Here is a 13396-nt window from a genome sequence, read left to right as displayed (position 1 = left end):
CCTGCCTAAATGAGTGGGATGCGGTTACTGCGCACTTGTGGATTGCCACGGGGTGGCATTCACTTTGCTGCCAGGCTTAACTTTTTGATAACCGGTAACAATGACTCTATTGCCGTCGGTTAACCCACTACTCACCATGTATTTATCTTCATAGCTACCGCTCACGGTGATCGGCGTCGCTTCTACCGTATCTTGGGCATTCACTGTCATCACAATAATCGAGCCGTCGGGCTGACGAGAGGTGGCGCGCTGAGGCACAAGAATTTCTGGCGATTCTGACATCAACACGGTGGTTTTTACGAACATACCCGGCATAAGCAGTGAGTCAGGGTTGGGAAGTTCAGCTCGCAACGCCACCGCGCCGGTGGATTCATCTACGGTAACTTCAGAGAATTTTAACTGACCAGTATGGTCATACATTTCACCGGATGTTTCGTCTAACATCACGCTAACCGGCAAGAAACCTTGAGCTTGCATGGCGCGGCGCAAGGTGATCATGCCTTTGCCAGACTGCTGCATGTCTACATACACAGGATCTAACTGAGTGATAGTGGCTAACTGTTGTTCTTGACTGGCCGTGACCAGCGAGCCGACGGTGACAAAACTGCGGCCAATTTGCCCGCTAATAGGCGCATACACTTTGGTGTAGTCTAAATCGACTTGAGCCAGATCCACCGCCGCTTGTGCCACGCTAATTTGCGCTTCCGCTTGCTCAGACTCGGCCAATGCATCGTCATATTCCTGTTGGCTAACCGCATTACGGCTTAACAGGTCTTTGTATCGCGCGGCTCTCGCTTCAAGGGTTTTCAGGTTGGCCTGAGCACTTTTCAAATCGGCCTTAGCACTGGCTAATTGGGCTGAATAACGGGCATCGTCAATTTGGAATAATTGCTGCCCACGTTCCACAAGCGCCCCTTCTTCAAACAGACGCTTTACTAAAACGCCTTCAACTTGAGGACGAACATGTGACTGCTGAATAGGAGTGACCCGTCCGGGCAAAGTAACGGTATGTTTCACATTCTGTGTTGCCACCGTCAGCACTGAGACTGTAGGAGCAGGTGCCGCACCTTGGCTAGCCGCAGATTGTTCACTCTGATCTGAACAGCCACTGACACCCGCTAACGATATAGCAGCAACAGCGGTTAAAAACAGTTTTCTCATATCTCTAAAGCTTCCTAATTCAGCCTTTTAGGCTGGACAATTGGAGAATCAACGTATACGGTTTAAAGATACGTTCTTGTATGTATGTTGTCAATTCACAGAGGTACCGAATGCGCCGAACAAAAGAAGACGCAGAACTCACCAAACAGGCCATTTTAAACGCTGCGGTAGAGGTATTTACCCAACGAGGTGTCGCCAAAGCATCACTAGAAGAAATCGCCCGGAAGGCAGAAGTGACAAGAGGTGCCGTATATTGGCACTTCAAAAATAAACTGGAGATTTTTGATGCACTCCATCAGAGCCTGCATACTCCATTTATTAGCCGGATCATGGAAGGCTTGGAAGCCGAACACCCTAATCCCGTCGGTCAATTACAGGAACTATGTACGGAACTTTTCCTTGAACTCGATCACAATGAACACTTAAGAAAGGCCCTAACGTTATTTTTATTAAAATGTGACTACAGTTGCGAACTAGAAAGTTGCAAAAAAAATCATATAAAAGCGAAAAAAGAAAAAATGGCGGCGTTTTCTGTTTATTTTGTTAAAGCCATGGAAGCAGGGCATTTGCCGGCCAATACAGATCCAGACATTTTGACCTTATCGGTGAATTGTTATCTACGGGGAATTCTTATCGAATATCTCGAAGCGCCAGACAGTTTCAACCTGACAGAAAAAGCACCTAAGCTAATAGGCAGTTTTTTCAGTAATTTGACCCCCTCTTAGTACGGGTTTAGGTAACGGTCAACAGCACCTGGTAAGCCCACGCAAGCTGTGCAGAATGGCTGTTCTCGCCGCCTTTATCGGGGTGACAGCGATGTTGCAGGTGCCGATACCGTTTCTTTAACTGTTGCTGGGTGATGGTATTGGCGTCTTCATATCCCAACAACACCTGTGCCTTGCGCTTGTCTTCGCTAGAATACGCCACACCACCGTGCCCCATGCGCTGCCAAAAGGCATCGATAAGCAGCGTCACATCGTCGACTTCGGTATTACAAAAATGTTGCCAGTTTAAGTAGTATTTACGCAGCGGATCGTCCGTAGACAGCCCCTTTTTATTACCGGTTATTGGCGCAAATTTTATGCCCATAGCATGAATCTGAAGCACGCCCTTTCCCTCAGAAAACCATTCTTCTTGTAACTGATGCAAGGCATGAAACAACATAAAATGACATTGAAATAAGGTAAGGGGATCCCGCAAGGCGTCGGCATGAAACAATGCATAAGGCGGGGCTTGTAAACGGGTTATTAAGGCATACTCGCTGATGCCTTCAACAAAAACAGGCTGTAACTGCCTTAACGCATGAAGAAGTTGCGCTAAAGAATGGGTCTGATCATTGTTTATCGCCATGATCACCAAGCATCATTTTACAGAATTCCCGCTAGGCTCTGGCAACAGCCACAGCCAAATCAGCACCGCGAGCATAAATACCACTAACGGAGCCATGATCCAAAGGTTCATGTTCGTGATGAGCATAATAATCACTGACAACGACATCCCTGCCGTCGCGGCATATTTCGCTTGCCTAGGCACACTACGACTGGTTCGCCAGTGATGGATCATCGGGCCTGTTATTCGATGGTTATCTAGCCATTGGGCCAGCGCCGGCGAACTACGTGCCGCTAACCATGCGGCTAATAATACAAACACCGTAGTGGGCAACCCTGGCACCCATATTCCGATAAACCCCAGAGCTAGACAAGCAAACGCCGCTAACATCAATAACCAGCGATAAGGTGCAGCAAGAAGACTTGTTTTCATTTAGGAAGATATTGCCATTAACTGTTATTCACTTGGGGCGTTACCGCAGATTCTGACCTCCATCTTAATGCATTGTAGAACATTATAAAAACCACAATCGGCGATTACCTGTTTTAGCGCAATAAAACCTGCTATTCGGTGTCGGCTGGCAGAATATAAAAATGAAGTGCCACAATTTGCCACGATTGAAAATCACCTTGCCACTAATTACTAAGAAGGCGGCCAGATTCTCACGCTTAAATAAGACGATACTTCAGGAAGGAATCGTCATATGTACCCTAAACGCATACCCAAACATCTTATTATCGAAGAATACCCCAAGCGTAAGTCGCGGTCCTGGCGAATGTGGCTAGTGCTGTTTATTGTCGCGTTAGTGTCTGTGGGTTTTGCTTTTCATGCCCGTGCTACTGAGTCAGCAGGCTCCCTCAAATTGGTGCAACAGGATACCAGCGTGACCGCCGCGACTCATATTGCCACAGACGCTAAGGTACACATTACTGGCATGATTGCGACGGTGGAATATACCCAAACGTTTGAAAACCCCACTGATCACTACGTAGAAGGGGTGTATACCTTTCCCTTGCCGGAAGATGCAGCCGTTCAGCACATGGAAATTCATGTAGATGAGCGACGTATCGTAGGAGAGATACAAGAAAAAGTAGAAGCCAAACGACTGTATACAGAAGCACGACAGGCGGGAAAGCGGGCCGCCCTCACCCTTCAGCAACGGGCTAACTTGTTTACCCAACGGGTGGCAAATATTCCGCCTCACCAATCGGTCACCGTACAAATACGATTTTTACATCAAGCTCGGTACCATCAAGGTGTTTTTGAATGGCGCTTACCCACCACCCTAACACCTCGTTATATTCCTGGTGCGCCATTACCTACTTCTGTATCCGGTGATGCATCCACGGCGACCCTCGACCCCTTTGGTTGGGCGATGCCCACCGATGAAGTGCCCGACGCAATGGCCATCTCGCCCCCTTTCTACACCCAGGCCAACTCGCTAACAAACCCCTTATCACTTTCAATCACCTTAGAAAGTGGTTTGCCTTTAGTGTCGGTAGATGCCCTGTATCACAAGGTTGTTACCCACAAAAAGCACCACGCCTATTACATTTCATTGAAAGAGGGTCGTAGTGAAATGGACCGTGATTTTGTGTTGCAATGGCAACCCACGCCCTCTCACCAACCCCGCGCTGCGCTTTTCGGACAAACCGAAAACGGCAATAATTACAGTATGTTAATGATGCTTCCACCGTCAGCGCAATATGCCAACTCCCTGCCTCGGGATATTACCTTTATTATTGACACCTCCGGCTCAATGCAAGGTACCTCCATGGTGCAAGCAAAAGCGAGTTTACGGTTTGCCATTAACCAGCTGAATAGCCATGACAGATTTAATATTATCGCCTTTAGCGACACCCATCAGGCGCTGTTTGCCCACCCTCAACAAGTGACTGATCACGGGCGCCAACTCGCCTTAAATTGGGTCGCAAGATTAACCGCCGATGGCGGCACGCAAATGTACCCCGCCCTAGCCGAAGCTTTTACCCAAGCGGCGGACAAAGCGCGCTTACAACAAGTGGTATTTATTACCGATGGCGCGGTAGGCAACGAAGCCGCCTTATTCAAACTGATTAAAGAACAAGCTGGTGAGGCCCGCCTTTTCACCGTGGGAATAGGTTCGGCACCTAACAGCTTTTTTATGTCTAACGCCGCAAAAGTAGGCCGCGGTGCCTTCGAATACATCGCCCAACCGCAAGATGTGCAGCAGAATATGGCACGGTTATTTACCAAGCTTAATCATGCAACGACTAAGAACCTATCGGTGCAATGGCCGTTTACCGCCGATGTTTATCCGCCAATTCCTGGGGATCTTTATCTTGGTGAGCCCCTCGTGGTGTTTACCAAAACCTCACGCCCTGTCACCGACTTACATGTCGAAGGCGACACCGCCAGTGAGCAATGGTCGAAAACGGTAAGTACCTATCAAGTCAAAGAAACCAAAGGCATTGCCAGCTTGTGGGCCAGACAAAAAATTGAGGCCGTAGAAGCCTCAGCACGGTGGGGCACTATTTCTGATGAGGAAGCCAAAAGCACCATTATTGATGTGGCCCTGGCCCATCATTTACTGTCCCGCTTCACCGCCTTTGTCGCTATTGATAAACCCATAGTGCGCGATCCTAACCACGATCTCGTCACTTCTCCAACGCCAAACCAACTGCCAGCGGGGCAACAACGCTTAATGGCCTTTCCACAAACCGCCACCAACGCCCCGTTGAGTTTTTACCTTGGTACATTGTTTTTAGGCAGTCTGGTGATGTTGCAGCTTTTTACCCGACGCAGCAGCAAACATGGGGCGTAAACGACTCAGTCTAATTTGTCTGTTAGGTTTATTAGCAGGCTGGGGAAATGCGGCATGGATCAATGGCAAAGCGGTGTTGGCTCAATATTTAATCGCCTCCTCGTGGCAGCAGACGTTAATTCAGGGAACATCGGTTAAGCCTTGGCCTTGGGCCGATACCTGGCCGGTGGCGGCACTGACCTTTCCCCGACAGGCTCGCTCCCTTTACGCCCTCGCCGGTGCTAGTGGCAGCAGTCTGGCCTTTGGCCCCGGCCATGCCGATGGCACAGCCTTGCCAGGGCAAAGCGGCACACAAATATACAGTGCCCACCGCGACACCCACTTTCAATTTCTTGGCGACATGGCAATCGGTGACATCATCCTAGTACAAGCCGCTGATGGCAGCGAACAACGCTTTGCCGTGCGTGAAACCCTGGTGGTAGATGCCCGCGGCGCATCCTGGGGGTATAGTGAACAACACAATGAAATTCACCTTATTACCTGCTATCCCTTTAACAGTTTATCGCCAAACCCTTCTCACCGTTTTGTGGTGATAGCGGACTTGTTGACAGACAGCAGCTAGCCCCCCAAGATTCGTGTGCTTAATACTGGTAACGCACACTCAATTTGGCCGTCCGCGGCGTACCTGGTTGTGTCCATAACGCCGAATAGGAATTATCGTAATATTCCTTATCTAAGGCGTTATCCAGCACCAGCCTTACGGTTAGGTTATCGCGTAAGGCAAAAGAAGCGGCCAAGTCCAAACGGGTATAGCTAGGCAGTTGGTAATCCGGATCCACCGTATCCCCCAAACGCTCGCCGACATAACGCAAGCTAGCAGAAACAAGCAAGGCCTTTTGGGCAACCATAAAGTCCTGTTGCGCCGTAATACTGGCGGAATGCTTGGGAATATTCACCAGTTGACTTCCGGCAGGAATTTCAACCCCCCAGTCGGCATTGGTAATGGTATTGGTAGTGGCTGCATCGGTATAAGCATAGGCCAGTGTCAAGGTCGTGCTGCTACCGACCAAGGCATTAACATCAAGCTCAACCCCTTCGCTCTGTGCCTCGCCTAGGGCCGCAGAAAAGCCCGAATTGACCGGATCGGCGGTCAGAATGTTGGTTTTCTCGGCATGATAAACCGCTAAGGTGCCGTTCAGTTGCTCGTCAAATAAGGCAAATTTTACACCGGCCTCATAGGATTGACTTTCTTCCGGCTCGAAAGACTCGCCAGCGGCATCGGCACCGCTATTCGGACGAAACCCTTCTGAGTAGCTACCATACAAGGTCATGGCGTCATTCACTGCATACACCAAGCCTACACGGGGGCTAACAACCGATTGAGTTTGTTTACTTTGTGAAGCACTAAGCCAGTTATCGATGTCTTTTTGGTAGTCATCAAAACGTACACCTAATAACACTTTCCAGGTCTCGGACAAGGCGATATGGTCTTGCACATAAATGCCAAATGCTTGCTGCACTTCTTTTTGGTCGACCAAGGGCGCGACATCAGGCTGAGTCTGACCATAGATGGGATCATTCAACGACACCGAATAAGTGGTGTCTCCTTCTCCCCATGCGGTACGCCAGCGATTCATCACCGAGTCATAACGATACCGATAGGCATCGGCCCCTAACAACATATGATGTTCCACTCCACCGGCAGTCACGCTACCGCTCAGCTCAATACGACCAGAGACATCAAGGGTATCGTAATCACGATAACGTCGTTGTCGAGACACCGTTTCGCCATCGGTGTATAGCAATTGTCTGCCGGCGGATAATTCCACTTCGGTGGAATACCCTTCAAAAGACGAATCCCGATAACTCATACCACCGCTTAAGTGCCATTGGTCATTAATTTTGTGCTGCAAGGTAAGCTGATGCCCCAAGGCATCGATTTCCATTGGACCGTCTGCCGGCTCACCGTAAAAGGTCTCAATGGGCACGGTACCAAACGTGTAATCCGGCACCACAATCCCTCTATCAAAAGGGGCTTGCTGATCGACAAATTCCGCTTCATACAACAAGGTTGTGTCAGCACTCATGCGGTATAACAAAGACGGTGTTAAATTAAGGGCTTTACGGCTCACCGTATCTCTAAAACTATCGGCATCTTCATAAGCCCCATTAACACGAAACGCTAAATCAGCGCTGAGGGCATTGGTATAGTCGCCTTCCAGTCGGTACAACGAATAGCTACCAATCGTTCCTTCAATATAGCCTTGCTCGCTAAATTGGGGCTTTTTGGTGACAATATTAACCGTCCCACCAGGCTCTCCACGACCATAAAGGGCCGAGCCCGGCCCTTTGAGCACTTCGATGGCTGCAACGTTGGAAGTATCCCGTGTGCCACTAAATCCTCGGCCTACGTTGAACCCGTTAACAAGATAGCCCGACGGTGTATTTTCGTCACCGGCAAAACCTCGGATGGCAAAACTATCCCATAATCCGCCGAAATTATTTTGCGTTGCCACCCCACTCGCTAAGCTTAACGCCGCCTGAAAATCAGTGACCCCCAAGGCATCAAGAAAAGCATCATCAATAACGTCTACCGATTGCGGTAACGACTTAAGTGGCACATCACCTCGATATGCTTGTCGTTGGGTGACAATGGTCACTCTCTCTACCTCTTCAGCTTCACTTTGTTGTGTTTGCGCAAACACCAGTGGACTTTGCAGCCCCATAATAGCGGCAATGGATAAATGCCCCGGACAGCGCAACATCAGACTTTTCATTAATGCGTGGTTCCTATTTTGTGTATTCAATGGGTTCAAAAGTGGGTCTTGCTTTAAATACATCACGATGGAAAGGCGGTGATGTAAACAATAGCGGGTAATAGAAATGGCGTAATTGCTCATGGAAATCACGTACTTGTTGCTCATATTCCCGAGCCGCAATGGCATCTGTTTGCGCTAAACGTGTCAGCGTACGCTGTAGCAATGTGGCAGGTGACAACCAAGCAACTACCCCTGCCATTTGATATTTTTTCTTACCCACTTCCCGATAGCGTTTCGACAACGGCGCTGCCACTTGGTCACCTACCTGATGAAACGCAAAATACCATTTCCACTCAAACAAGGCGGACATCTCGGTATAGTCGGCCCACTTAGGGTGGGTTTTTACAAACTCATCCATGGTGTGTGAATAGGGTAATTCCCAAGCCCCATTCACCGCTTCGCGCTGCACCATCAAGATGTCGCCCCCTAAAGGCCCATCGATACTGTGTTCAATTGCCTCGTTACCTAGCGCTGGAATAATGTAGGTAGTTAGCAACCAAATACCCAATAACATCGACGCTAACACTGGCGCGGGATAAAGCCATCCGCTCACCCAGTAACACAGCAAAGCGATTAACGCCATGTAGCAAATACACACCAGAGTCACGGTGGCCACCTGCCAGCACGGAACACTGTGAGCAAATGCGCCGAACCAAAACGGCAATAACAGTACTCCACTAAGCAGCGCCACAATAATACCGGCTCTCAGGGGCCATAGGGCCCGGCGGCTGTGAGCCGTAACATTCAGTAGATCATCCCGACCTGCGGCACGTTCCGATGCACGTAAATCGTGAAGAAGAAGGATAATAAATACAGGCGCAAGCACACTGATCACAAACGCAAAATCTATACGACCGGCTTGCGCCAGTTCAGGGTTACCCGTATCCGATTCGTAAATTTGCCCCTCAAGCGCAAGCATTCTTATGCGATGCTTCCAAGGGTAAACATCTCGGGCACCCAACGCAGCAAAAGCTAACGGCGATGGTGGGGCGTAAGTTAGATGAAAGCTGTAATAGGCAACGCCACCATAATCATTTTGTTGTTGTAGCACGTCAGCTCGATCAAGGGCGTCGGCCTCAAGTAAGCGTGCGATGGTGGCTTGTTGTGCAGCCACTTCTTGGGAACCGGTCCATACGGAAAACACCGACAGCCCAAGTGCTGATAACAGCAGCAACAACACACTTTTTTTGCGCAGTAAGAAATAACCTTCTCGCCAAATATCCCGCCAAATCATTGTCTTCTCCCCGCTAAAACCACACCTATCGACACCACAAGCCACAGCACAAACAGTTGCAATAATGCTTGTATGCTGCCGGCAAAACGCTCTGCGGCGGGAAGTGGAACAAAATGAAAATCAGACAGAACCTGCCAGTTGTTGGCACTGACTTTGGCTTTTTGCAGTGTTTCGTGACTTTGGTATTTATTCACATCATCAGCATAACTTAGCCCTTCAGCGTGCAACTTATTCAGGGATTGCACGAAGGCAAAGCGCACGGCTTCGGCTTCCCGTAAGAAACGTTGGTAGTTCTCTAAATCGGTACCAGCTAATTTCATGGAGGCGGTTTGAATGGCAATCGCTGGAGACAGCCAGCCAAATTGACGCGCCACTTTTGCCTGCGCCACCCCTTCTTCCATTTTTTGTTCAGCAAAATCATTCAGCACATCGGTCAAATCGGCTTCAGATTTTTGCGCCACAATACCTTTAAAGTTCACAGGCAGTTCATCCACGCTGTCTACATTATATTTAGCCAGCAGGTTGTCTTTGAGGGCCTTAAAGGCGGGATCATTGGCATTGTGTCCATCTCCCATTTCCCTTAGTTTTTGCAAAACCGCAAAGTCGGTTTCTAGCTTAGATGGGGAGTGTACCGTGACCACGGCGGTGTTGGTGGCAATACGGGGTAACACAAGGCACGTTACTACCCACACAATGATCAACGCACTAAAACTGCCCACATGAGAACGAGACAAGGTAGACACCAACAGTACCAGCGCACACCAAAACCCCACATACAAGGCATAGCTAAAGACAAAAGCACTGACAGACAGTATTGATGAGCCATAAAACAAGGTAATTAATGCGCCTACAGCCACCGGAATCAATACCGCAAACCCGGCACCAGCCAGCGCCACGCCTTTGCCAATGGTTAGCATTAAAGGAGACACACCCTGAATTTTTAGAAAATCGAAGGTACCGGCTTCACGCTCTCGGGTCATCACACCAAACCCCATTACAATAAGAAGCAAAGGGGTGAGAATTTGCATCACAAATGCCGGTGAAAGCGCGCTTAGCCAATTTAGGCCTGCACTGTGCTGCTGTCCTGAAAACGTAGCACCATTTTGCCGATGGCCTTCCAGAAAAATAGCCGTACCTGTATAAGCATCAACGCCGGGATCCAACCTGCCTAGAGGCGGTGGTGTACGAAATAAATAGTGGCCGTAATGCACCATTCGATGAGGGTGCCGGTCCGGTTGTTCGACAAACTTTTGTTCGGCTTGAGATTGCAGGTGGGCCCGTTGATGTGCCGCTAAACTAACCGTTGAAAAGGTCACCACTACCGAGGCAATAGCTAACACTACAGCAATCATTAATACCGTCATCGCCAGATGCGAGCGACGCCAATACCGCCATTCGTCTTTAGCGATTAGCCAAATACGAAACATCATTATTTTAACCCCTGAGTAAACGCCTGATGGACCACCTCGGCATCGATATTGCCGTCTTGCGGTGCATCAAACATACCCACCAGCTCACCATGGCGTAGCAAACCAATTCTGTTTGCCACATGACAAGCACCGTAAATATCATGGGTGACCATAAGAATGGTGGCGCCCTGACTTGCCAGCTGCGATATCAAACCGTTAAATTCATCGATGGCCACAGGATCAAGGCCCGATGTCGGCTCATCTAAAAACAAAATAGGCGCATCCCGTAACAGCGCCAGCGCAATGGCGGTTTTTTGCCGCATTCCTTTCGAGTAACTTTGTAGCCGGGTCTGCCAAGCATGGGGTTGTAGTGCAACCTTCTTCAATGCCAGGGCGATATCGTCGTCAGTTTTTTCTTTGCCCGCCAACGATAGAAAGTAGCGAATATTCTCAACCGCATTTAGATGTCCGTATAACATTACCGACTCAGGTAAATAAGCCACCTTTTGACGCACAATATCAGGTTGAAGCTGAACATTTTGTCCCAACAGATTTGCGGTACCCGCTGAAGGCGTCATTAACCCGAGAAACGTTTTAATGGTGGTAGACTTACCGGCCCCATTACCGCCAAGTAGTGCTAATACTTCACCTCGTCGGGCAGTAAATGAGACATTCTTTAATATGGTTTTATTGCCTACAGAAACATGTAGGGCATCGGCAGAAATCACAGGGTCAGTCACAACGAAACATCCATTTCAAAAAGCGAGGGATGTTATACTATAACATTTACGCCATTTTGACCAGTTCCCGTTCTGTTTGCAGGCTAAAAAAAACGCCCCTTGGCGGGGCGTAACAAACTGAAAATGCTATACATTTATATCATATTTAGGTTACCGACACTCGCTCGGTACACGGGCATCCTGTTGAGACACAACGATGCCGGTTTCTTTGGCAAATGCATCCCATTTGGCGACCATATCTGTTAGTACAGCAGGCTGACTTTTCGCTAGATTGCGGGTTTCCCCCATATCTTTGGCCAAGTTATATAGCTGCCATTGACCGTCTGAAAACGGCGGGGGAATTCGCACAATTTTCCAATCGTTAAACTGTAACCCCTGCCGTCTGTGAACGCTAAACCCGTACACATCGTCTTGATGAAGGTGTGTGTTGTTATCCAGCAAATAAGGCAACACCGACTCGCCTTTTACTTCCACCACGTTTTTGTTTTTATAGGTTTTACCTGGTAATGGCGCACCGGCAATATCCATAAACGTAGGCAGCAAGTCCATCACCGACATAAACTCATCTTTAATTCCTGTCGCCCCCAACCCTGCGGGTAAATGCATAATGGCGGGAACCCGAATTGCGCCCTCAGTGGTCATGCCTTTATGCAAACTAAATGGCGTGTTACTGACTCTAGCCCAAGCTCCGCCGTAAGAGACAAAGGAATCACCCTTGCCTAAGTTCTCAAACTGGTTGTTGTAATTTTCGTCTAGAAACCCTTTTTCTCCGCCCAAACCTTCTTCTGGACGGGCGTCTGCACCATTGTCTGAGATAAACACAATCAGGGTATTATCAAACTGTCCGGTATCTTTTAAATGTTGAATAAGCCGGCCTATATTTTCATCCAAGGCCTGCACCATACCGGCGTAAATTTCCATTAAACGTCCTTGCTGTTTACGTTCATCAGCAGACAATTGGGCCCATTTTGCATAGCACTGATTGTCCGCAGCCACCGTGCTGTTGTCATCCAGCAGCCCCAGTTGACGCATTCTTTCAATCCGTTGCTGTTGAATACCCTCATAGCCTATATCGTATTTGCCCTTGTATTTGTCGCTGTATTTTTTATCTACCTGCAAAGGCCAATGCGGCGCGGTATACGCAACGTAACCAAAAAAAGGTTTATCACCTTTGGTTGTCACGCTATCTATATAATTGATCGCTTTGTCGGTATAAAACGTTGTGGAATAGAAGTTTTCTGGCAACGTTGCGGGCTTATCATTTTCGGTATAGGGGGTTTTTGGCAAAAATGGGAAAAGCCCTTTATCAGAATAATGGTTACCGGCCCCAGGCAGCATGGCAAAGGATTGCTCAAATCCTCTGGCATTGGGCAATTGATCTGCTTTCATCCCCAAATGCCATTTACCCGCCATAAACGTGGCGTACCCAGCATCTTTCATCAACGCCGGCAATGGCGCTACACGGTCATTTAAATACCCCTCGTAACCTGGCTGCCCACGTTGATTATCTGCCATCCATTCTGCCATGGCCCCTAACCCCGCCACATGGTTGTAGGTACCTGACATCAACATGGAACGGGTGGGCGAACAGGTCGGTGCAGAATGAAAGTTCGTCAACTGAACACCGCCATCTTGTGCCAAGGCATCAAGGTTCGGGGTCTGAATTTCGCTACCAAATACGCCAAGATCCGAATAGCCCATGTCGTCGGCCACAATCAGTAAAATATTGGGCTTTTTCTGCGCCGCCATCACCTCGCTGCTGAAAACAGAAGATGAAAAGAATAATGTTAACAAAAGTGAAGAAGCACACACTGTAAGAATACGGGGAAGCCCATTGCAAATATAAGATTTCACGGTAGTTTCCTTTTGAGCGCAAACCAAATAAACTGCAGCGCCAATGTTAAATTATTGTAAAATATACAGTTTATAAGCAGGAAAACAATACACCTGTTTTGTCATAT

The 13396-nt window shown here is 48.5% G+C and carries 11 protein-coding genes; 3 read left to right on the top strand and 8 right to left on the bottom strand.

The window, feature by feature from the left end:
* Nucleotides 1-24: 24 nt before the first annotated feature.
* Complete coding sequence (locus KO501_RS17370; protein WP_216030955.1) at nt 25-1161, bottom strand: efflux RND transporter periplasmic adaptor subunit; 1137 nt, start codon at nt 1159-1161, stop codon at nt 25-27.
* A gap of 110 nt (nt 1162-1271) precedes the next feature.
* Between KO501_RS17370 and KO501_RS17365 the strand changes: the two genes are divergently transcribed.
* Nucleotides 1272-1886 carry a TetR family transcriptional regulator gene (locus KO501_RS17365; RefSeq protein WP_216030954.1) on the top strand — a complete coding sequence of 205 codons (615 nt, stop codon included), beginning with the start codon at nt 1272-1274 and terminating at the stop codon, nt 1884-1886.
* Between the two features lie 7 nt (nt 1887-1893).
* Here KO501_RS17365 and KO501_RS17360 read toward each other — a convergent pair whose 3' ends face one another.
* Nucleotides 1894-2511, bottom strand: coding sequence for a DNA-J related domain-containing protein (locus tag KO501_RS17360; RefSeq protein WP_216030953.1), 618 nt, complete (start codon nt 2509-2511; stop codon nt 1894-1896).
* Nucleotides 2512-2523: 12 nt separating this feature from the next.
* Nucleotides 2524-2922, bottom strand: coding sequence for a YbaN family protein (locus tag KO501_RS17355; RefSeq protein WP_216030952.1), 399 nt, complete (start codon nt 2920-2922; stop codon nt 2524-2526).
* A 271-nt stretch (nt 2923-3193) separates the two neighbouring features.
* Here KO501_RS17355 and KO501_RS17350 point away from each other — a divergent pair, with 271 nt between their 5' ends.
* Both KO501_RS17350 and KO501_RS17345 read left to right on the top strand, forming a co-directional pair.
* Nucleotides 3194-5293, top strand: a complete 2100-nt coding sequence (locus KO501_RS17350) for a marine proteobacterial sortase target protein (RefSeq protein ID WP_216030951.1) — start codon at nt 3194-3196, stop codon at nt 5291-5293.
* Nucleotides 5283-5855: a class GN sortase gene (locus KO501_RS17345; RefSeq protein WP_216030950.1), complete on the top strand. Its 573-nt coding sequence runs from the start codon at nt 5283-5285 to the stop codon at nt 5853-5855. The genes KO501_RS17350 and KO501_RS17345 overlap by 11 nt, the downstream gene beginning before the upstream one ends.
* Before the next feature lie 19 nt (nt 5856-5874).
* Here KO501_RS17345 and KO501_RS17340 read toward each other — a convergent pair whose 3' ends face one another.
* From KO501_RS17340 to KO501_RS17320, 5 genes are all read right to left on the bottom strand, one after another.
* Entirely contained in the window at nt 5875-8010 is a 2136-nt protein-coding gene (locus KO501_RS17340) for a TonB-dependent siderophore receptor (RefSeq protein WP_252728540.1), read from the bottom strand.
* Between the two features lie 13 nt (nt 8011-8023).
* Entirely contained in the window at nt 8024-9286 is a 1263-nt protein-coding gene (locus KO501_RS17335) for a DUF3526 domain-containing protein (protein ID WP_216030949.1), read from the bottom strand.
* Nucleotides 9283-10713 (bottom strand): DUF3526 domain-containing protein, encoded by a 1431-nt coding sequence (locus KO501_RS17330; RefSeq protein ID WP_216031129.1) that lies wholly within the window; start codon nt 10711-10713, stop codon nt 9283-9285. The genes KO501_RS17335 and KO501_RS17330 overlap by 4 nt, the downstream gene beginning before the upstream one ends.
* 2 nt (nt 10714-10715) lie before the next feature.
* A complete protein-coding gene (locus tag KO501_RS17325) occupies nt 10716-11435 on the bottom strand; it encodes an ABC transporter ATP-binding protein (protein ID WP_216030948.1) in 720 nt (239 codons plus the stop codon).
* 150 nt (nt 11436-11585) lie between these two features.
* On the bottom strand, nt 11586-13289 hold the full coding sequence (locus tag KO501_RS17320) for an arylsulfatase (RefSeq protein WP_354667848.1): 1704 nt from the start codon (nt 13287-13289) through the stop codon (nt 11586-11588).
* Nucleotides 13290-13396: the final 107 nt, after the last annotated feature.

The sequence above is a fragment of the Alteromonas sp. C1M14 genome, from assembly GCF_018860965.1.
Taxonomy (GTDB): Bacteria; Pseudomonadota; Gammaproteobacteria; order Enterobacterales; family Alteromonadaceae; genus Alteromonas.
The sequence above is the reverse complement of the archived record's forward strand: the minus strand, read 5'-3'. Positions and strand labels throughout refer to the sequence as shown.

Coding starts and splice junctions, on each gene's coding strand:
- KO501_RS17335 (WP_216030949.1), bottom strand. CDS start 9,286: ATGATTTGGCGGGATATTTGGCGAGAAGGTTATTTCTTACTGCGCAAA.
- KO501_RS17330 (WP_216031129.1), bottom strand. CDS start 10,713: ATGTTTCGTATTTGGCTAATCGCTAAAGACGAATGGCGGTATTGGCGT.
- KO501_RS17340 (WP_252728540.1), bottom strand. CDS start 8,010: ATGAAAAGTCTGATGTTGCGCTGTCCGGGGCATTTATCCATTGCCGCT.
- KO501_RS17360 (WP_216030953.1), bottom strand. CDS start 2,511: ATGGCGATAAACAATGATCAGACCCATTCTTTAGCGCAACTTCTTCAT.
- KO501_RS17355 (WP_216030952.1), bottom strand. CDS start 2,922: ATGAAAACAAGTCTTCTTGCTGCACCTTATCGCTGGTTATTGATGTTA.
- KO501_RS17370 (WP_216030955.1), bottom strand. CDS start 1,161: ATGAGAAAACTGTTTTTAACCGCTGTTGCTGCTATATCGTTAGCGGGT.
- KO501_RS17345 (WP_216030950.1), top strand. CDS start 5,283: ATGGGGCGTAAACGACTCAGTCTAATTTGTCTGTTAGGTTTATTAGCA.
- KO501_RS17350 (WP_216030951.1), top strand. CDS start 3,194: ATGTACCCTAAACGCATACCCAAACATCTTATTATCGAAGAATACCCC.
- KO501_RS17365 (WP_216030954.1), top strand. CDS start 1,272: ATGCGCCGAACAAAAGAAGACGCAGAACTCACCAAACAGGCCATTTTA.